Here is a 20957-nt window from a genome sequence, read left to right on the forward strand (position 1 = left end):
CCTTGCCTATGTTGACGGCATGACTGCACGGACGCATCGCTGGTTTGGGATCGTGGCAGCCGGGGTGACGGCCTACCGGCGGCGTCGAGTGCCGGTTCGGCCGTCCTGGCGCGCATCATGGCCACGCCGCGCCAGCCAGCTTCTGCCAGCAAGGGTTGAGTCAACCTGCTGGTACCCGCTGCATCGCCCTCAGGCTCTCCAGGATCAGCGCATTGACCCGCCCCGCCTCGGCAATCGGCGCCATGTGGCCCGCGCCTTCCAGCATCTGCAGCTTCACCAGCGGCAGGCGCACTGACAGGCTCTGCGCCACGCGGCGGGCACTGGCGCGGGTGGCGCTGCCGCAGATCAGTTGCACCGGCATGCGCAGCAGGTCCAGCAGGCTGTCGCTCCATTGCGCGGCGAACAGGGCCTCGAAATGGCGGCGCACCGTCGGCATGGCTTCGGCGATGCGCAGCTGCGCGGCGATGTCCATCTCGGGCCAGACGTCGCGGCCCTGCCAATAGGCGCAGAAACCGCGCGCGGCGCCGAAATCGTCGCTGCGGTCCAGGGCGGCACCCAGCGTGGCGGCGACCGTTCTGATTTCCTCCCACTCCGGCTCGTTCGGACCCAGGGCTGGCAGCACGCCGAAGGCCACGGGTTCGTACAAGGTCAGCGACAGCACGCGCTGCGGCTGCTGCAGGGCCATCTGCAGGGCGACGGCGCCTCCATAGCTGTGGCCGACGAGATGAAAGCCCTGGTTGGGTGCGAACGGCAAGCCGGCCAGCACGCCGTTGGCTTCGACCGACAGCTGGCTGGGCATCAGCTCCGGCCAGTCGGGTCGGCCGCCATGGCCGTAGAGATCGGGCGTGTGCCACTGCCAGGCGTCACCACCCCGGGCAACGAGGCGGCGCCATTGCTTGCCGCTGGCGGCGCTGGAGTGCAGGCAGACGACGGGGGTGGCGTGGGGCTCGGTCATGGCGATCTCCGGTGTGTGGCGGCATCCTCCGGTGCCCGTGTTTCAAGCGGGCTGCGGAGGGCCGGACGTTTGTTTCATTCGTTTCAGGCCGCCGCGCCGGAGCTCGACGCAGGGGATCACGAACCCACTCGCATGTAGGTATGGGCCTACCCGTGAGCAGGCCGCAGGCCGATGTTTGCTGCACTGCGGTGGCGCCTAGGCTGGGGCTCCCCAATCAACAGGAGCGCGCAATGAAGCACGCCAAGCATTTCTCGGCAACGGCCCTGGCCTGCGCGCTGGTGGCCGGTACCCCCTTCCTGGCCGAGCCGGCCCAGGCGCAGCAGCGCAGCAGCCAGATGGCGATGCTGCGCGTGACGGGCTTTGACGTCGAACAGGTCGACCGCCTCGAGCCGGGCGCCGAGCTGAACTTCACGGTCTGGGGCACGCCGGGGGCAAACGTGCTGCTGCAGATCGACGGCAGCCGGCGCACGGTGCGCCTGGACGAGACCAGCGCGGGCCGCTATCAGGGCAGCTACATCATCGGCCGCTCGGACCGCATCGGGCCGGATTCGCGGGTGCATGCCAATCTGCGCCGTGACAACCGCGTCACGACGGCGCTGCTGGGCGAAGCGCTGCAGGCGGGCTGGCCGGTGCCGGGCGAGACGGCCCTGCGGCCGGAGATCCAGTCCATGGATGTTGTGCGCGAACGCGGCCGTGGCCGCGCCGAGGCGCTGCGCTACACCTTGCGTGGCACACCAGGTGGCCAGGCCTCCGTGCTGCTGCAGGGCAGCGAGACGCGCAACATCGTCCTCGAGGAGATTCGCCCCGGCGAATATGCCGGCACCTATGTGCTGCCGCGCGGTGCCTGGGTGGATACCGAACGGCCTCTGACGGCCCAGTTGCGCCTGGGGGACCGCAGCGTGCGCAGCAGCGCGCCCAATGCGTATGCCAGTGTGAACCTGCCGCCGCGCCGCGCCGAGGCCTCGTGCTATGACTGCGCGACCGTGCAGGCCGTGAATGCCGTGCAGGTCGACGGCGAGGGCCGCGTGCTCGGCACGGTGGCCGGCGGCGTGCTGGGCGCGGTGGTGGGCAGCCAGTTCGGCAAGGGCGATGGCCGCACGGCCGCGGGCGTGGCCGGAGCGGTGGGCGGCGCGCTGCTGGGCCGCGAGATCCAGAAGCGCAACAGCGAGCGCACGCAGTACGAAGTGGTGGTGCGCACGAACGACGGCCTGCAGCGCACGGTCGTCTATGCCGACCCGCCGTCTTTCCGCGTGGGCGACACGGTGCGCGTCGTTGGCGACACGCTGGCGGCCTACCAGCGCTAGCGTCCAGGCGACGCGGTCGGGGGCGTGCGCTTCAACCGGTGTTGCGCAGCCCCGCCGCAATGCCGTTGATGGACAGATGGATGCCGCGCTGCACGCGCTCCATGGCCGGGTCGTCGGCCTGGGTGCGGCGGTAGCGGCGCATCAGCTCGACCTGCAGGTGGTTGAGCGGATCGATGTAGGGGAAGCGGTGCTCGATGGAGCGGGCCAGCGACGGGTTGGCCGCAAGGCGCTTGTCGTCGCCGGTGATGAGGCTCAGCGCCGCTTGTGTAAGGTCGAACTCGGCGCGGATGGCCGTGAAGATGCGCTTGCCGAGCTTCTTGTCTTCCACCAGCTCCACATAGCGCTCGGCCAGGGCCAGGTCGGTCTTGGCCAGCACCATGTCGAGGTTGGACAGCAGCGCGCGGAAGAAGGGCCAGCCCTTGAGCATGCGCTTGAGCAGGGCCAGGTTCTTGGCGCGCTGTGCCGGCTCTTCGCCGAGGAAGGCCTCCACGCCGGAGCCGAAGCCGCACCAGCCGGGCAGGGCGACGCGGGCCTGGCCCCAGGAGAAGCCCCAGGGGATGGCGCGCAGGTCTTCGATGGCGCGCGTAGCCTTGCGTGAGGCCGGGCGTGAGCCGATGTTCAGCTCGGCGATCTCGCGGATCGGCGTGCTGGCGAAGAAGTAGTCGGCAAAGCCGGGCGTGTCGTAGACGAGACCGCGGTAGGCGTCGAAGCTTGCGTCCGACAGCGCCTGTGCAGCCTGCAAAAAGCCCTTGGGTGCACTTTGCGTCGGATGCAGCAGCGTGGCCTCCAGCGTGGCGGCCACCAGCGTTTCCAGGTTGCGCCGGCCGATCTCCGGGTGGGCGTACTTGGAGGCGATGACCTCGCCCTGCTCGGTCAGGCGGATCTGGCCGTTCACGGTGCCGGGAGGCTGGGCCAGGATGGCCTGATAGCTCGGGCCGCCGCCGCGGCCGACGGTGCCGCCACGGCCGTGGAAGAGGCGTAGCGTGATGGGGCCGACGCGCTTCAATTCGTCGAACAGCTCGACCAGCGCGATCTCGGCGCGGTAGAGCTCCCAGGACGAGGTGAACATGCCCCCGTCCTTGTTGCTGTCCGAGTAGCCCAGCATGATGTCCTGCTCGCCGCTCGAACGGTCCACCAGGCCGCGAACGCCGGGCAGGGCGTAGAACTCGCGCATGATGTCCGGCGCGACGCGCAGGTCGCCAATGGTCTCGAACAGCGGCACGATGATGAGGTCGCTGACCGCATACTCGGTCAGCACGCCGCGCAGCAGGCCGGTTTCCTTCAGCAGCAGGGCCACTTCCAGCAGGTCGGACACCGACTCGGTGTGCGAAATGATGTAGTGGCGCAGCGCCTCGCGGCCGAAGCGGGCCAGGGCCTCGCGGGCGGCTTCGAAGGTGGCGAGTTCGAACAGCGTCTTGTCGGTATAGCTCGCGCCGATGACGCGCAGCGGGCGGGCGTCGTTCAGCAGCTTCAGCAGCAGTTCGCGCTTGGCGGCTTCATCGAGCGCCGGGTAGTCGGCCTCGATCCGGGCCGTGGCCAGCAGCTCCGCCAGCACCAGCTCGTGCTGGTCGCTGCTCTGGCGCAGGTCCAGCGTGGCGAGGTGGAAACCGAACACCTGCACGGCGCGGACCAGCGGGCTCAACCGCGGTGCGATCAGCGCTTCGGCATGGTGGCTCTTCAGCGAGGCCTCGATGATGCGCAGGTCGGCCAGCAGCTCATCGGGTGTGCGATAGGGGTCTTGCGGCGCGACGGCATGGCGCAGCGCCTCGGTGCCGGTCAGCGCATGCAGGGTGGCGGCCAGGCGGGCATACATGCCCGTCAGCGCACGGCGGTAAGGCTCGTCCATGCGATGGACGTTCTGGTCGGGGCTGCGCTCGGCGAGCTTCTGCATGTCGGCAGAGACGCCCGTCAGGTGCAGCGAGATGGACAGCTCCGCGCCCAACTCGTGCAGCTCGGTCAGGTAGTGGCGCAGCGCCACCTCACTCTGGCGCTGCATGGCGCGCTTGAGCGTCACGGCGCCGACGTTGGGGTTGCCGTCGCGGTCGCCGCCGATCCAGTTGCCCATGCGCAGGAAGCTGGGCAGTTGCTCGCCGGGCAGGTGCTCCTCCAGCTCGGCATAGAGCTTGGGAATCTGGCGCAGGAAGGTGGACTGGTAGTAGGAGAGCGCGTTCTCGATCTCGTCGGCCACCGTCAGCTTGGAGTAGCGCAGCATGCGCGTCTGCCAGAGTTGGGTGATGCGGGCGCGCAGCAGGCCCTCGGTGTCGCGCAGCTCACGCTCCGTGCCGGCGCGGTCGCGAGCTTCCAACAGGCCGGCCACGGCGCGCTCGGCGTCCAGGATGCTCTTGCGCTGCACCTCGGTCGGGTGGGCCGTCAGCACCGGCGAGATGAAGCCGCGCTTGAGCACCTCGGCGATCTCGGTCGGGCGGATGCCGGCCTCGTGCAGATGCTCCAGGCAATAGGCCAGCGAGCCGGGCTGCAGGCTGCCGGCTCGCTCGTGCACGTCGCGGCGGCGGATGTGGTGACGATCCTCGGCGATGTTGGCCAGATGCGAGAAATAGCTGAAAGCGCGGATGACGCTGACGGCCTGCTCGCCGGACAGGCTCTTCAGCAGCTTGTCGAAGCGCTTGCCGGCTTCCTTGTCGTGCTTGTGGCGATAGGCCACCGACAGCTGGCGGATGCGCTCGACGAGCTCGTAGGCCTCGCGCCCCTCCTGTTCGCGGATGACGTCGCCAAGGATGCGCCCGAGCAGCCGGATGTCGGCCACCAGCGGTTCATTCTTGTCGGCCTTTTTGTCGATCTCTTGGCGGGCAGGAGCGGCTCGTGAGGGCATGGCAGGTCGTCCGAGAAGGAATTGCTATAGGAGAAGTAACCAAGTTACCTCTCCGTGACTCTAGCAGTTTCTTCTCTGGAACGGGCCCCTTCACTGTGCTGCCGGCGCTGTCGTGAAACCGTCGCTGAGCGTGCGCAGGAAGGCGACAACGTCGGTCACGTCCTGGGCGGTCAGGGCCGGCGGCTGGCCGGCGCGCCGGAAGGGTGCGCCTTGCTGGACATTGCCGTGGTAAAGGGCGGGCAGGTCGTTATAGACCAGGGCCTGTCCGTTGACGGTCGGGTACCAGCGCGCCGGATCGAGGTCACGCGTGGCGTAGAAGGCGACGGCGTCTTCGAGTGCGGCGAAGCGGGCGTTGTGGAAGTACGGTCCCGTCAAGGCGACGTTGCGCAGCGTCGGCGTGCGGAACATGCCGCACAGGTCGGCGCGGCCAGCGAGGTCGCTGCGGGCGCACAGGCCGAGATCGAAGAAGGCCGGATTGGCGGTGGCCTGGCTCTGGTTGCGCGGCACGCCGAGGGCGTGATAGCTGAAGTTGGTGAACAGGGCGCGGTTCAGGCCTGGCTGGATTTGAACAGGCCGGCTGTCATGGCAACTGGCGCAGTTGCCGCGCTGCGGGTCGTTGAACAGATTGAGGCCGCGCTGCTCCTGGGCGGTGAAGGTGGTGCGGCCGTCCTGGACCGCGTCGAACTTGCTTGTGAACGGATGGAACCTGGCGTCATCGGCCTGGTAGCGGGCGAGTGCGGTGACGGCGGCGTCGACCCACTGGTTGTCAGTCGCGGCGGCCGGCAGATTGGCTGCGGCACGCAGGTCGGCCGAATAGGGCAGGGCGCGCAACCGGGTTGCCAGCGCGGCGACGTCGGCATTGGCCATCTCGTCAGCATTGAACAGTGGCCCGCGCGCCTGCTCGCTGCGGTTGTTGGCGCGGCCATCCCAGAACAGCCCGCCGCGCGGCCGGCCCTGGGCGTCAAACCCAAAGGCGCCGGCCTGATCGAGGTAACGAGCGCTGGGCGAACTGCGCAGGCCCTGGTGGGTGCCGTCGGCACCACCCAGGGGCAGGAAGCTGCCGGTTGCATCCGAATGGCCGCGCGCCTCGACGTGGCAGCTGGCGCAAGCCAGCTTGCCGCTGGCGGAGAGGCTGACCTCCTCGAACAACCGGTCGCCGACCTGGGCCAGCGTCGGCACGGGAACGGGCGCTGGCAAAGGCGTGCGGGGTGGGCGCTGGGCGGCGGCATCGGCGCTGGCGTCGGCAGCGGCGCCGCCAGCGCCGCCGCCGCAGCCAGCGAGCAGGCAGAGCAGCATTGCGGGCAGCAGGATGTGGCGGGCGGGCATGGCGGTCTCCTTCGTTGGCATGCCGCGAGCTTCCCGGCCGAGCGTGGGCCCAGCATGGAGAAACTGTGGAGGCCGGCTCCACAGTTGCCCGGCAAGATGCGCGCATGCGTCTTGTCCACCAGTTGTCTCTGCTTCTCATCACCATCGCGCTGGCGGCCGTCGCGGCCGTGGCCGGTCAAGTGGTCTGGAATCTGCGCGCCGGCTTCAGTGACTATCTGCAGGCTCAGGACGGCGAGCACCTGACGCGACTGATGGAAGCCGCCGAGCGAGACCTGGCCCGGCGCGGCGGGGCGCCGCAGGACTGGCGCCCGGCGCTGCGTGACTGGCTGGACACCGTGCGCGTGTCGACGGGGCATGGCGGCCCTGCTGAAGGACCACCGCCGGGCGGCCGGTCCGACGATCCGCCGCCACCGGAGCGTGGCGATCCCGAGGGCCGCCGTCCGCCGCCTGACCCGCGCCGCGACCCACCACCGCCGCGCCGCGATCCTTCCAATTTCGGCCCACGCGTCGTTGTGCTGGCTGCCGATGGCATCACCCCGCTGGCGGGCCGCCGCGAGACGCTGGGCCGCCCCGGCCAGACCCGCGCCATCAAGCTCAATGGCCAGACGCTGGCCGTGCTGCGGCTGGCGGAACGTGCCGGGCCGGCCGAGGGGGTGGACGCCAGTTTCCTGCGACGGCAGTACATCGGCTTGGGCGTTGTGGTCGGGGGTGTCCTCATCGTGGCCTTGGTGCTGGCACGGCTGCTCGCCGTGCGCTGGGCGCGGCCATTGGCCGAGGCCCAGGTTGCGGCACGGCGGATCGCGGCGGGCGAGTTCGACGTGCGCCTGCCCGCGCCCCGCGATGGCGGCGGTGCCAGCGAGATCACAGGCCTGCACGCGGACATCAACGGCATGGCCGAGGCGCTGCAGCGACTGGAGAGCAGCCGCCAGCGCTGGATCGCCGAGCTGTCCCACGAGTTGCGCACGCCGCTGGCCGTGCTGCGTGGCGAGGTCGAGGCGCTGGTGGACGGCATACGGCCGCTGGACAGCACGGCGCTCACCTCGCTGCAGGAAGAGATCAAGCGCCTTTCCCGCCTGGTTGAAGACTTCCATCTGCTGGCCACGTCGGAGCTGCGGTCCCTGCCTTGCCAGTTCGAGCCCGTGGCGCCGGTTGCGCTGCTGCAGGCGGCCCTTGAGCGCGTCGCGCCGCGTGCCAGGGCGCGGGGCCTGGTCATCGAGGCGCCCTTGCCGCAGGTGCTGCCGGCCGCGTGCTGGGATGCGGTGCGAGTCTCTCAACTGCTGGCCAATCTGCTTGAGAACAGCCTGCGCTACACCGAGGCTCCCGGCCTGCTGCAGGTGTCGGCGCGCTCGCTGGGCACGGCCATCGAGATCCGCATCGAAGACACACCGCCCGGCGTGGCGGAGGCCGAGCTGGACCGCCTGTTCGACCCGCTCTACCGTGTCGACCCCTCGCGCAGTCGCGCCTTTGGGGGCTCGGGCCTGGGCTTGGCCATCGCCCGTGCCATCGCGCTGGCCCATGGCGGTCGCCTGCACGCCGAGGCCTCGACGCTGGGCGGCCTGGCCATGGTGCTGACACTGCCGCTCAAACCCGAGGGAAATGGCCTATGAGCGATCTCATCCTGATCGTCGAGGACGAGCCCAAGCTGGCGGCCCTGGTGCGGGACTATCTGCAGGCCGCCGGCTACCGCAGCGAATGGCTGGCCGATGGCCGCCAGGCGCTGGAGAGGCTCAAGACCGGCCCGATGCCGGCGGCGGTGCTGCTGGACGTCATGCTGCCCGGGCTGGACGGCCTGGAGGTCTGCCGCGCCGTGCGCATGTTCAGCGACGTGCCCATCCTCATCAACAGCGCCCGTGTCGAGGAACTGGACCGGCTGCTTGGCCTGGAACTCGGCGCGGACGACTACGTCTGCAAGCCCTTCAGCCCGCGCGAACTCGTGGCCCGCGTGAAGGCCCTGCTGCGCCGCGCCCAGGGACGGCTGGCGCCGGCCACACTGGTGCCGGCGGGTGGCGGCTTTGCGGTGGATGAGGCGGGCCAGCGCATCGTCTGGCAGGAGCAGGCGCTGTCGTTGACGCCGGTGGAGTTCCGCCTGTTGCGCCAGCTGCTGCAACAGCCGGGGCGCGTTTTCGAACGGTCCCAACTGCTGGATCTCATCCACGAGGACTTCCGCGACGTGTCCGACCGGGTTGTCGACAGCCATATCAAGAACATCCGCCGCAAGCTGGCGGCGCTGGAGCCAGCCCAGGAATGCATCGCTTCGGTGTACGGCGTGGGCTACCGGCTGGACCTGGCCTGAGCCTGCTTTCTCCACTGCGTTGCTTTTGGACAACTCATCACGGGCGCCGTACCTGCACTGAAACCAGAGGCACTCCTCTGGTGCCCAAGTGACCCATCATGGGCTTTCTGTCCCCATTCCGGGAAAACCAGACTGCGCCTGCAATTGAATCCTCCGCCACATTGGGATATTGTTGACAGCGTTGTCTATTTGAATTGACCCGCAGATCGATGTGCTCTTGGCAAGGATGCTGAGATCGCTACCAAAGCTCATCCCCGATGGTTGCGCGCAAGCGCACGATTCGCTGTCCGGCCACCCCGGAAAGAGCTGCTTTCGCAGGTGTTGTTGATTGCGCACACGGCAAGATCAACTCGCGTAAACCCCAGGAGTCATGGGGAGGCCAAAACGTACAGTACGCAGGCGCCTGCAACGGGCACTCTCTTTTTTGAGGAGTGCTGGTAACGCTACCAAGTGCTGGCATCAGTGGGCCATAGAGTCGTCATCAATCGGCGCTACAGCCGCTTAAAGCAAGTAAGGAGACAAATGAAACACCCTCAGATTTCCAAAGTTCGGCGTGGTCCCGTGCGGTCCATCCGGCTCAAGCCCGTTGCGTGGGCCTCGTCGATCGCGTTGCTCACGGGTGCCGCGGCCGTGCATGCCCAGCAGGCTGGCGCTGCGGCACCTGCATCTGCGGCGTCGGCTGCTGCCAACTCCCTGGAGACCGTGGTCATCACGGGTATTCGCCGGTCCCTTGACAGCGCTGTCACCCTGAAGCGCGATTCACGCGGCTTGGTCGATGGCATCGTGGCCGAAGACATCGGCAAGTTCCCGGACACCAACCTCGCCGAGTCGATGCAGCGCATCGCCGGCGTGTCCATCGACCGGAACATGAGCGGTGAAGGCTCGCAAGTCACCGTTCGCGGTGTCGGCCCCGCATTCAACATGGTGCTGCTGAACGGCCGGCAGATGCCGACCTCCAATCCCTCCGGTAATGCCGGCCGCGCCTTCGACTTTGCCAACCTGTCCTCCGACGCAGTTTCCGCGCTGGAGGTGTACAAGACCGCGCGAGCCTCGTCGCCGACGGGCGGTATCGGCGCCACCATCAACGTCAAGACGGCCCGCCCGCTGGATGTGCGCGAAACCATCGCCAGCATCGGCATCAAGGCCAACTATGACGAGTCGATCGGCCGCCTGCCGGGCGAGATTGCGGGCTCGAAGGTCACGCCAGAAATCTCCGGCATCTACAGCACGTCCTTCGGGGACCGCACGCTCGGCATCTCGATCAGCGGCAACTACTCGAAGCGCAATTCGGGCTCCAACAACGCCTTCACTGGCAACGGTTGGCAAACTCAGCCGATTACGAACGGTGCCGCCGGTACGGCGTATGACGGTGTTCCGGCCGGCAACCTGAAGAACTTCCCGACCAGCGGCTATGTGACGCACACGAATGACGTGCGTTACCGCGTGACCGATCTGGAGCGCGAGCGCATCAACGGTCAGGCCGTTCTGCAGTTCGCCCCGACGAAGGAACTGAAGTTCACGCTGGACCACACGATTGCCATCAACGCGACCAAGCAGAACGCCATTGAGAACTCCTCCTGGTTCGGCCCCTCGTATTCGGGCCCGTTGAATGGCCAGCCGCCCACGACCTTCACCGCCACGGGTCAGGTCTACGACCCGATCATCCAGACGGCCACCTGGGACGGCACGCACGACTTCGCGATGTACGCTGCCCAGCAGGCGGTCAAGACCAAGCTGAACTCCACCGGGTTCAATGCGGCATGGAAGGTCAGCGAGAAGCTGAACATCGATCTCGACGCTCACCATTCGACGTCCCGGACCAATCCGGACAGCCCTTATGGCGACACCAACGTCATTGACCTGGCAATGTTCAACCAGGGCAACACGACGATGTACTACGACCAGAAGTTCCCGGTCATGCAGTCGCCCGGCTTGAAGTACGACTCCAGCAAGACCACCGTCACGGGCTCGCAGTTCACCAACAACATTTCCTATCAGGACGTCGATCAGGTCCAGGCCAGCGGCACCTACAAGCTCAGCGCCGACGACAAGCTGCTCGCCGGCCTCGGTTTCACCAAGCTGAAGAATCGTTCCGCCGGCTCGAACAACTTCCACGGCGACTGGGGTGGCATCGGCCCGCAAGGCTCGTTCAAGGACATGACCGTCGCCCAGTACAACATCGCCAGCTTCTACGGCCGGATTCCTGGCAGCAGCGACGCGCGCCAGTTCCCGACGTTCTTCGTGCCGAACTTCGACCAACTGCGTGCGCAGGCCGTCAAGAACGCGCAGTCGTATCGTCCGACGTCGCTCCCGCCGGGCAATCCGCTGAGCGCGGCGGAGGCAGATGCCTACTTCAAGCCGTATACCGACTTCACCAACGGCAACGATTGGCGCACCACCGAGAAGTCGACCGCGGCCTACGGTCAGTGGGACCACTCGTTCGACACGTCCATCCCGATGAACCTGTCGGTCGGTCTGCGCTATGAGCAGACGAAGATCACGTCCTCGTCACAAGTCACCTCCTACAACGCCACCACCTGGTATGCGGAAAACGAGGTGAGGCTCGATGGCGCAACCACGACCTTCGGTACCAAGGACGGCAAGTACAGCTATTGGCTGCCCAGCATCGACTGGGATGCCGACCTGACGTCCGATATCAAGGTGCGCGCGAGCTACGGTGTCAACATCGGTCGCCCGAACTTCGGCGACATGCTGGGCGGTGTCGCTCTGAACGCGAACTCGGGCCGCTACAACATCCACGGCGCCGGTTCGACCGGTGACCCGGCACTGAAGCCGCTGAAGTCCAAGAACTTGGACCTGTCTGCTGAGTACTACTACGCCAAGTCGTCGTATGTGGCAGCGGGCGCCTTCTACAAGAAGGTATCCGACTTCTTCACCACGAAAACGGTTCAGCAAACGTTCGCCGGCCTGAACCAGCCTGCCAGTGGCACGTATTTCGACGCTGCCCGGGCGTCGGGTATTCCTGCTGACAGTCCCAAGCTGCTGCGCAACTACATCTTCAAGAACTACAACGGCCAGCCGGGCGTCACGGTCACCGATGCCAGTGACCCGAACTTCCTGAAGGGCAACATTGCGGGCACGGTCCCCGGCGCCCAGCCGCTGATCTTCGACATCACGACGCCGTCCAATGCCGGTGGCGACAACATCAAGGGCCTGGAGTTCAACTTCCAGCACATGTTCAGCACCAGTGGCTTCGGCGTCTCGGGCAACTACACGCTGGTCCGCAGTGGCCTGAAGTACCGCAACGACGCGTCAAGCACCGATGTGCAGTCCCCTCTGGTGGGTGTCAGCGATTCCGCCAACGTGGTGGGCTTCTACGAAAACGACCAGTGGTCGATTCGTGCCGCCTACAACTGGCGCGATTCGTTCCTCTTGGGTAACGACAACGGCAACAACCCGCGGTACACCGAGGCCTATGGTCAGGTGGACGCGTCCATCGGCTACAAGATTGGCAAGAACCTGACCCTGCAGGCCGACTTGCTGAACTTGAACGATGGCTACATCCGCACCCATGGCCGCAGCAAGAACGAGATCATCTCCGCGATCCAGACGGGCCGCCGTTACCTGGTCGGTGCTCGCTATCGCTTCTGAGCGATGAGCACCGCCGCCCGGTAAACGCCCCTCGGGGCCGTTCGCCGGGCGACCCAGATTGGCCGAGGCGGGCGCGCAACGCCCACCTCGGCCAAATTTCCTTTCAGAATTCCTCGGCCTTTGCGGCGTGCCCGGCACCCGCACGGCCATACTTTGCGGGATGAGTTCCGAGGTGACGACAGCCGTTCGACGTATCGTGGTGCTGGGGGGAGGCTCGGCCGGTTGGTTGACGGCTGCGACCCTGGCGGCGGAACTGGGCGGTGACGGCCCCGACGCGCTGCAGATCACGCTCATCGAATCCCCCGACGTGCCCTCCATCGGCGTGGGCGAGGGCACCTGGCCGACGATGCGCGCCACGCTGCATCGCATCGGCCTCAGTGAAGTCGACCTGATCCGCGAATGCGACGCAGCCTTCAAGCAGGGCTCCTGCTTCGACGGCTGGCTGTACGGCGGTGCCGGTGATCGCTACTACCACCCCTTCACGTTGCCTCACGGCCATGGCGAGGCCGACCTGGCAGGCGCATGGCTGCAGGCGGGCGGCGAGCACGCGTTTGCCGAAAGCGTGGGTGCGCAGCCGCATGTGTGCGACGCACGCCTGGCGCCCAAGCAGACGACGACGCCGGACTTCGCCGGCGTCCTCAACTACGGCTACCACTTCGACGCTGTCAAGCTCGGCCATCTGCTGCGCCGTCATGCGACGACGGTGCTCGGCGTTCGCCACATCGTCGATCACTTCGTCGCCGTGCGTTCGCACGAGAACGGCGACATCGCGGCGCTTGCGACCCGCGAGCACGGCGATCTCGAAGGCGATCTCTTCATCGACTGCTCCGGCATGGCCAGTTTGCTGCTGGGCCAGCACTACGGCGTCGGCCTCCGATGCCAAAAGGGCGTCCTCTTCAACGACAGCGCACTGGCCGTGCAGGTGCCGCATGCCGATGCCAAGGCGCCGCTCGCATCGGCCACCATCTCCACAGCCCATGCCGAGGGCTGGACGTGGGACATCGGCCTGCCCACGCGGCGCGGCATCGGCTTGGTGTTTTCAAGCGGCCATACCGACGATGCCGCCGCCGAGCGCGCGCTGCTGGGCCATCTGCAGCGCAACGGGCTGTCGCTGGGCGACGCAACGCCACGCCGGCTCAGCTTCAGCCCCGGCTACCGCGAGCATTTCTGGCATCGCAACTGCGTCGCCGTTGGGCTGTCTGCCGGCTTCATCGAGCCGCTGGAGGCGTCCGCGCTGGCGCTGGTCGAACTGTCGGCCGCGATGATCCGCGACGAGATGCCTGCCAATCGCGCCGACATGGACCTCGTCGCCAAACGCTTCAACGAGGCCTTCGCCTACCGCTGGTCGCGCATCATCGATTTCCTGAAGCTGCACTATGTGCTGAGCCGCCGCGACGACGCGGACTACTGGCGCGAGCACCGCAGCGCAGCGACGCAACCCGAGTCGCTGCGCGAACTGCTGCAGCTCTGGGCTCACCGCGCGCCGTCGCGCAACGACTTCTATCGCAACGAAGAGGTCTTCCCCGCCGCGAGCTACCAGTACGTGCTCTATGGCATGCATTTCAAGCCCGCGCTGCGGGCCCCGCGTGCCGACCAGCGGACCCAAGCCGAAACCGGCCTCAAGGACGTGACGACAATCACCCGGCGGTTGCTGGGCGGCCTGCCCCGCCACCGCGATCTCATCCAACACATCCGCGAGCACGGCATGCCGCCGGCCGCTTGATTCCCAGAGCCCATCCATGCCGCAACTGCTCAACAACATCCAGCACAAGGACCTGCGCGTCATCACCCAGCGCGGCGCGAAGTGGGGGGACGACATCATGTCGGCGCCCGTCACGGTGGACGAGTTCCGCAAGCTCCAGGCGCATTACCCCATCGTCTTCCAGACTGACGGCAAGGGCGGCTTCGCGCCGGCGGCGCTGTTCGGCCTGCAGGAGGGGGAGAACCTGTTCCTGAACGAGCAGGGCTGGGATGCCGACTACCTGCCGCTGTCCGTGCAGCGCCTGCCGTTCTCCATCGGCATCGCCGATGACGAGCTGCGCATGATGGTCGACATGGACAGCAAGCGCGTCAGCCCGGGCGCCGAGGGTGAGGCCGTGTTCCTGCCGCATGGCGGCACGACCGACTTCACCGAGAACGCGAACTCCGTGCTGCGCACGCTGCACGAGGGCCTGCAGACGACGACCGACTTCGTGCAGACGCTGACGCAGCACGAGCTGCTGGAGTCCTTCGTGCTCGACGTCGAGCGCCCGGACGGCTCGCGCGGCCAGCTGGTGGGCTACTACATCATCCACGAGGAGCGCCTCGCCGCGTTGGACGCCAGCACCGTCGGCCTGCTGCACCAGGCCGACTACCTGCAGCCTATCTACATGGCCATCGCGTCGCTGTCCAACTTCACCAAGCTGATCAAGCGCCACCTCGCACGGGAGGTCTGAGCAGGATGTTGGAGCGCAGTGATGTGAGCGCCGAAGCGATCCCGGCAGACGTGCTCCAGTCCACCCAGCCCGTGCTGATGCGCGGCTTGGTCGGGCGCTGGCCGCTGGTGCAGGCCGCGCAGCGGTCCGACGCCGATTTTTGCGACTACCTGCGCGGCTTCGGCGCCGACACGCGCCTGGCCCTCTGGCGCGGCGCACCGGAGATCGGCGGGCGCTTCTTCTACAACGCCGACTTCACCGGCTTCAACTTCCGGCACGAGACCCACACCTTCGGCGCGCTGCTGGACGAGCTGCTGGCCGGCACGCCGGACGCCCTCTACCTCGGCTCCACCGGCATCGACCACTGCTTTCCCGGCCTGCGCCCGCCCAACGACCTGCCTGCGCTGGCGCCCTTCAACCCGCATGCGAGCATCTGGCTGGGCAACCGCATGCAGGTGGCCGCGCATTTCGACCTGCCCGACAACATCGCCTGCGTCGTCGCGGGCCGGCGCCGCTTCACGCTGTTCCCGCCCGATCAGGTCGCCAACATCTACATCGGCCCGCTGGACCTGACCCCCGCCGGCCAGCCGATCAGCCTCGTCGACCACGCGCGGCCCGACCTCGTGCGTTTCCCGCGATACGCGCAGGCGCTGGAGCATGCGCAAACCTTCGAGTTGCTGCCAGGCGATGCGCTCTTCATCCCCAGCCAGTGGTGGCATGGCGTGGAGTCGCTGGAGCCCATCAGTGCGCTCGTCAACTTCTGGTGGCGGCAGTCCCCGGCCTTCATGGACGAGCCGATCAACACGCTGTTGATGGCCCTGCTATCACTGCGCGACCTGCCACCGGCCCAGCGCGATACCTGGCGCGCGCTGTTCAACCACTACGTCTTCGACGCCGATGAACAGACGGCGGCCCACATCCCGCCCGCCGCGCGCGGCATCCTCGCGCCGATGACCGACAACAGCGCCCGCCAGCTGCGCTCGATGCTGCAGAACCGACTCAAACGATGAGCTCATCCACGACCATGACCACCGCTCCCAAACCCATCCGTCGCGTCGTCATCGCCGGTGGCGGCACCGCCGGCTGGATGGTGGCCGCGGGCCTGTCGAAGTGCCTGGGCAAGCACTACGACATCCGCCTCGTCGAGTCCGAGGAGATCGGCACCGTTGGCGTTGGCGAGGCGACGATCCCGACGCTGCACATCCTGCACGAGATCCTGGACCTGGACGAGCGCGAGTTCATCCAGGCCACGCAGGCCACGTTCAAACTCGGCATCAGCTTCGAGAACTGGCGCAACGTCGGCGAGAACTACTTCCACTCCTTCGGCAAGACCGGCAAGGGTCACTGGACGGCCGGCTTCCACCATTTCTGGCTGGAAGGCCGCAAGCGCGGTCTGGCGAGCGACTATGGCGACTACTGCCTGGAGCTGCGCGCCGGGCTGGACAACCGCTTCGCGACGCTGCCCGACAACGGCATCAACTACGCCTATCACTTCGATGCGACGCTCTACGGCCAGTACCTGCGCCGCTTCTCCGAAGCGCTGGGCGTGCAGCGCATCGAAGGCAAGATCGCCAAGGTCCACACCGATGCCGCCAGCGGCGACATCACCGGCCTGCAACTCGATGGCGGCGCGCTGGTCGAAGGCGACTTCTTCATCGACTGCACCGGCATGCGCGCATTGCTCATCGGCGAGACGCTGGGCGTGCCCTACGAGAGCTGGTCGCACTGGCTGCCCTGCGATAGCGCCCTGGCCGTGCAGACCACGCTGGTCGGCGAGCCCGTGCCCTACACCCGCGCCATCGCCCACCCCTGGGGCTGGCAGTGGCGCATCCCGCTGCAGCACCGGGTCGGCAACGGCGTCGTGTTCAGCAGCAAGCACATCAGCGACGACGACGCGAAAGCGGCGCTGCTCGCCAACATCGAGGGCGAGGTGCTGCGCCAGCCGCGTGTCATCAAGTTCACGCCCGGCCAGCGCGAGCAGGTCTGGAAGAAGAACTGCGTCGCCATCGGCCTGGCCAGCGGCTTCCTGGAGCCGATTGAATCCACCAGCATCCACCTGATCCAGAAGGGCCTGACCCGGCTGATCGAGCTGTTCCCGACCGACGGCGTGCGCCAGAGCGACATCGACGAGTACAACCGGCAGACGCAGGAGGCGATCGAGGTCGTGCGCGACTTCATCATCCTGCACTACCACGTCAACAACCGCACGGACTCGGCCTTCTGGCGTGACTGCTGCGAGATGGATGTGCCGCCGCTGCTCAAGCACCGCATCCAGCATTTCCGCGACACCGCCCGCATCATGCTGAACCAGGGCGAGCTGTTCGCCGAGAACTCCTGGGTGCAGGTCATGATGGGGCAGGGCATCACGCCTGCCAGCCACCACCCCATCACGCGCAACATGGACAACCGCAACCTCGCGGAGTTCCTCGGCGACATCCGCAAGGACGTGGCGCGCACGCTGATGAAGCTGCCAAAGCACCAGCAGTTCATCGACGGCTTCTGCCCCGCACCCAAGCTCGACCTGGTCACGAACAAGCCTGTCGTCGGCCCCGAGCTGCGCATCAACCCCAACGCTCGTCTGGAGACGGTGCAGCTGTCCAACGGCGCGACGGTCTACGTGGTCGACGACTTCGCGCAAGACCCCGAGGCCCTCCTGGCGCTCGCCCAGGCCCAGGCCGGCCAGTTCGAGGCGCCCGCGGGCCATCCCTATCCCGGCCCGCAGCTGGCACTGCCGGACGGCATCGCCGGCGCACTGGGGGGCTATTTCGAACAGCACCTGCGCCCCCGGCTGGGTGCCGGCCCGGGGCTGGGCATGTTCGGCCGCTTCTCGCGTGTCACCCAGGACGCCACGACGCTGGACCCGCGCCAGCGTATCTGCCACCGCGACGACTCCGCCATCGGGCCGGGCGAGGTGATCTCGGCATCCGTGCACTACCTGTTCAAGGACGAGCAACTGGGGGGCACCGTGTTCTTCCGTTCGCTGATGTCCGACGCCGAGACGCGCCAGTTCATGCGCGACTCCAACACGCTGAACGGCAGCGCCTTCAGCGACAAGTACGGCATCGCGCCTGGCTACATGACCGAGAGCAACCGTTACTTCGAGGTCATCGGCCGGGTGCCGGCCAAGTGGAACCGTGCCATCTTCTACAGCGGCAGCATCTTCCATACCGGCGACATCAACTGGCCCGCTGCCAAGGCCGGCTACCAGACCGGCATGGGCCGCCTCACCATCAACGCCTTCTTCAAGAGCCGCCGGCCTGCCTAGCCGCCAGCTCGGCATCCAGCGCCAGAGCGCGCTGCGCGGCAGGGTACAGAACACAGCCGCGCTGCCGAGGCTCCCACTGCCGTCTAGGCAAGCCGCCCCAGGCCTACCGCAGCCCGCCTCGATAATCAGCGGATGACCACTTCCATCACCATCGCCACGCGCGAAAGCCGCTTGGCGCTGTGGCAGGCCGAGCATGTGCAGGCCCGCCTCGCCGAGGAACTCGGCATTACCGCGACGCTGCTGGGCATGACGACGCGCGGCGACCAGATCCTGGACCGCACGCTGTCCAAGATCGGCGGCAAGGGCCTGTTCGTGAAGGAGCTGGAGACGGCGCTGGCCGAAGGCCGCGCCCAGCTCGCCGTGCATTCGCTGAAGGATGTGCCGATGGAGCTGCCCGAGGGCTTCGTTCTTGCGGCCGTGCTGGAGCGCGAAGACCCGCGCGATGCTTTCGTTTCCAACGACTACGCCTCGCTGGCCGAACTGCCCGAGGGCGCGGTGGTGGGCAGCTCCAGCCTGCGCCGCGTGACCCAGCTGCTCAGCCTGCGGCCCGACCTGCGCGTCGAGCCGCTGCGTGGCAATCTCGACACGCGGCTGCGCAAGCTCGACGAGGGTGGCTATCACGCCATCGTGCTGGCGGCGGCCGGCCTCAAGCGCCTGGGGCTCGCCAACCGCATACGTGCCCTGTTTGATATCGGCCAGATGCTGCCGTGCGCGGGGCAGGGCGCCCTGGGCCTGGAGATCCGCGCCGATGACGGTGCCTTGGCCGAAGCCCTGGCCAAACTCATCCATCAGCCGACGCTGTTGGCCTGCGAGGCCGAGCGCGCCGTGTCGCGTGCGCTCGGCGGCAGCTGCAGCCTGCCGCTGGCGGCCCACGCCCGCTGGCAGGGCGCGACGCTGTGCCTGGACGCCGCCCTGGGCCATGCCGAGGCCCACACCTCGCCGCTGCTGCGTACCAGCGTCACGGGTAACGTGGTGGCGACCGATGCGGCCCGGGCCCTGGGCCAGCAGGCCGCTGCGCGCCTGCGCGAACTGGGCGCCGGCTGCTACCTGCCTGGATGACGACCCTCATCGTCACGCGCCCACGGCCGCAGTGCGCGGCCTGGCTGGCGCGCCTGGCCGAACTCGGCGTCGAGGCGGTGGCGCTGCCCCTCATCGAGATCCTGCCGGCCCGCGATCCGGCAGCGGTTGTCGCGGCCTGGGCCAGCCTGCCCGATATGGACCTGGCCGTCTTCGTCAGTCCCAATGCCGTCGAGCAGTTCTTCCGCCACGCCGACCGCCCGTGGCCAGCCCACACGCTGGCCGCCTGCGTCGGGCCGGGCAGCGCCCAGGCGTTGATCGAACGCGGCGTGCCCGCGGGCCAGATCGTCCAGCCCGCAGCGGACTCAGCCAGCCTGGACTCAGAACACCTCTGGCAACAACTGTCACCCCGTCGTGCCTGGGCCGGCGCCCGGGTGCTGCTGCTGCGCGGCGATGGCGGACGCGAATGGCTGGCCGAGCAACTGACGGCCGCTGGCGCGCGCGTTGAAACCGTGACGACCTATCACCGTGCCGGCCCCCGCTTCGAAATGGCCGAGCAGGCATTGCTGGACGCCATTCGCGCAGAGCCCACAGCCTTTGTATGGCTGTTCAGCAGTGCCGAGGCCGTCGGCCACCTGCAAGGCATGGACATGAACCAGCAGCGCGCCATCGCCACCCATGCCCGCATTGCCGAAGCTGCCCGGGCGGCCGGCTTCGATCCTGTGGTTTTGGCGCGACCGGCCCCTGAAGCGGTGACTCAGGCCCTGAAAGGCCTCTGACAGAATCCATCGCACTGTGAGTGAGCCTGCGCTGAATCCCCCTGCTGTCGCCGCGGCCGAGCCCGCCGCGCCGCCACCGTCCCCTTTCGCCCCCGCGCTGCCGGTCTGGCTGCCCTGGCTGCTGGCCCTGCTGGGCGCCGCCGTGCTGCTTTGCGTCGTGCTGGCCTGGCAGAGCCTGTCGCGCCAGCAGTCTCTGGAGCAGGAGCTGGTGCGCCGCCAGGAGGCCAGCCAGGCGCAGGCCACCGAGGCGCGGCTGGCTGCCAAGCAATCCGCTGAGCTGGTGCGCGACACGGCCGCCAAGGTCTCGCTGCTGGACGCCCGTCTGGCCGAGGTCGCCCTGCAGCGCGGCCAGTTGGAGGAGCTGATCCAGTCCATGTCCCGTTCGCGGGACGAGAACGTCGTCGGCGACATCGAGGCTGCCATCCGCGTGGCCCTTCAGCAGACGCAAATCACCGGCAGCGCCGAACCCCTGGTGGCCACGCTCAAGCAGGCCGACGAGCGCCTGCTGCGCTACAAGCAACCGCGCATGGAAGGCATACGCCGCGCCGTCGCGCGCGACCTGGACCGCGTCAAGGCGGTTGCCGTCGTCGACGTGTCCACGCTGACCATCAAGCTCGACGAAGTCGTGCGCATGGCCGACGAACTGCCGCTGGTCTCGGGCAACGAGGCCGCGCCCAAGCAGCGCGACGAGCGCAACGGCGATGCCGCCAAGGAGCGCGAGCGTGCACTGAAGCTGCAACGCGAGCAGGCCGCCGCAGCGGCGGACGGCAAGGTCTCGTTGTGGTGGTGGCAGGCCACGCAGCAACTCTCCAGCTGGACCGGTGTGGTCTGGGGCGAAGCCCGCACGCTGCTGCGCGTGACCCGCATCGACCATCCCGAGGCGGCACTGGTCTCGCCCGATCAGAGCTTTTTCCTGCGCGAGAACCTGAAGCTGCGCCTGCTGAACGCCCGCCTGGCGCTGCTGAGCCGCCAGTTCGACACCGCTCAGTCCGACCTTCGTGACAGCCAGGAAATGCTGAACCGCTACTTCGACACCCGTTCGCGCAAGGTGGCCAGCGTGGCCGAGCTGCTGCGCCAGGTGTCAGGCCAGGCGCGCCAGGTCAGCGTGCCGCGGCCGGATGACACGCTGGCTGCGCTGACCGCCGCCGCGGCCGGTCGATGA

Annotated in this window: 14 protein-coding genes; 11 read left to right on the forward strand and 3 right to left on the reverse strand. The window is 67.7% G+C overall.

All coding sequences use genetic code 11. The features are described from left to right. Positions 1-160: 160 nt before the first annotated feature. Positions 161-955 (reverse strand): alpha/beta fold hydrolase, encoded by a 795-nt coding sequence (locus ASC91_RS08790; RefSeq protein ID WP_056195275.1) that lies wholly within the window; start codon positions 953-955, stop codon positions 161-163. 230 nt (positions 956-1185) lie between these two features. On the opposite strand from ASC91_RS08790, the gene ASC91_RS08795 reads away from it, so the two are divergent. Beyond that, positions 1186-2259 carry a glycine zipper 2TM domain-containing protein gene (locus ASC91_RS08795; RefSeq protein WP_056195278.1) on the forward strand — a complete coding sequence of 358 codons (1074 nt, stop codon included), beginning with the start codon at positions 1186-1188 and terminating at the stop codon, positions 2257-2259. A gap of 31 nt (positions 2260-2290) precedes the next feature. Here ASC91_RS08795 and ppc read toward each other — a convergent pair whose 3' ends face one another. Further along, on the reverse strand, positions 2291-5089 hold the full coding sequence (ppc, locus tag ASC91_RS08800; RefSeq protein WP_056195280.1) for a phosphoenolpyruvate carboxylase: 2799 nt from the start codon (positions 5087-5089) through the stop codon (positions 2291-2293). A 90-nt stretch (positions 5090-5179) separates the two neighbouring features. Further along, entirely contained in the window at positions 5180-6415 is a 1236-nt protein-coding gene (locus tag ASC91_RS08805) for a cytochrome-c peroxidase (RefSeq protein ID WP_162247757.1), read from the reverse strand. A gap of 104 nt (positions 6416-6519) precedes the next feature. Here ASC91_RS08805 and ASC91_RS08810 point away from each other — a divergent pair, with 104 nt between their 5' ends. The 10 genes from ASC91_RS08810 to ASC91_RS08855 all read left to right on the forward strand — a co-directional run bounded on the left by ASC91_RS08810 (position 6520) and on the right by ASC91_RS08855 (position 20957). Further along, a complete protein-coding gene (locus ASC91_RS08810; RefSeq protein WP_056195285.1) occupies positions 6520-8022 on the forward strand; it encodes an ATP-binding protein in 1503 nt (500 codons plus the stop codon). Beyond that, positions 8019-8708 (forward strand): response regulator, encoded by a 690-nt coding sequence (locus tag ASC91_RS08815; RefSeq protein ID WP_056195288.1) that lies wholly within the window; start codon positions 8019-8021, stop codon positions 8706-8708. The genes ASC91_RS08810 and ASC91_RS08815 overlap by 4 nt, the downstream gene beginning before the upstream one ends. Before the next feature lie 522 nt (positions 8709-9230). Next, positions 9231-12320 (forward strand): TonB-dependent receptor, encoded by a 3090-nt coding sequence (locus ASC91_RS08820; RefSeq protein ID WP_082532545.1) that lies wholly within the window; start codon positions 9231-9233, stop codon positions 12318-12320. A gap of 160 nt (positions 12321-12480) precedes the next feature. Further along, a complete protein-coding gene (locus tag ASC91_RS08825) occupies positions 12481-14043 on the forward strand; it encodes a tryptophan halogenase family protein (RefSeq protein ID WP_056195294.1) in 1563 nt (520 codons plus the stop codon). Between the two features lie 16 nt (positions 14044-14059). Then, positions 14060-14755, forward strand: a complete 696-nt coding sequence (locus ASC91_RS08830; RefSeq protein WP_056195297.1) for a SapC family protein — start codon at positions 14060-14062, stop codon at positions 14753-14755. Positions 14756-14778: 23 nt separating this feature from the next. Next, the gene (locus ASC91_RS08835) at positions 14779-15744 is read left to right on the forward strand and encodes a cupin-like domain-containing protein (RefSeq protein ID WP_235531914.1); all 966 of its coding nucleotides are present in this window, start codon (positions 14779-14781) and stop codon (positions 15742-15744) included. A gap of 14 nt (positions 15745-15758) precedes the next feature. Further along, positions 15759-17999, forward strand: coding sequence for a DUF6445 family protein (locus tag ASC91_RS08840; protein ID WP_200955268.1), 2241 nt, complete (start codon positions 15759-15761; stop codon positions 17997-17999). Positions 18000-18131: 132 nt separating this feature from the next. Further along, complete coding sequence (gene hemC / locus ASC91_RS08845) at positions 18132-19058, forward strand: hydroxymethylbilane synthase (RefSeq protein ID WP_056195301.1); 927 nt, start codon at positions 18132-18134, stop codon at positions 19056-19058. After that, complete coding sequence (locus ASC91_RS08850) at positions 19055-19795, forward strand: uroporphyrinogen-III synthase (RefSeq protein WP_056195305.1); 741 nt, start codon at positions 19055-19057, stop codon at positions 19793-19795. Before hemC ends, ASC91_RS08850 begins: the two co-directional genes overlap by 4 nt. A 16-nt stretch (positions 19796-19811) precedes the next feature. Next, complete coding sequence (locus tag ASC91_RS08855; protein ID WP_235531915.1) at positions 19812-20957, forward strand: uroporphyrinogen-III C-methyltransferase; 1146 nt, start codon at positions 19812-19814, stop codon at positions 20955-20957.

The sequence above is a fragment of the Pelomonas sp. Root1237 genome, assembly GCF_001425055.1.
Classification (GTDB): Bacteria; Pseudomonadota; Gammaproteobacteria; order Burkholderiales; family Burkholderiaceae_C; genus Pelomonas.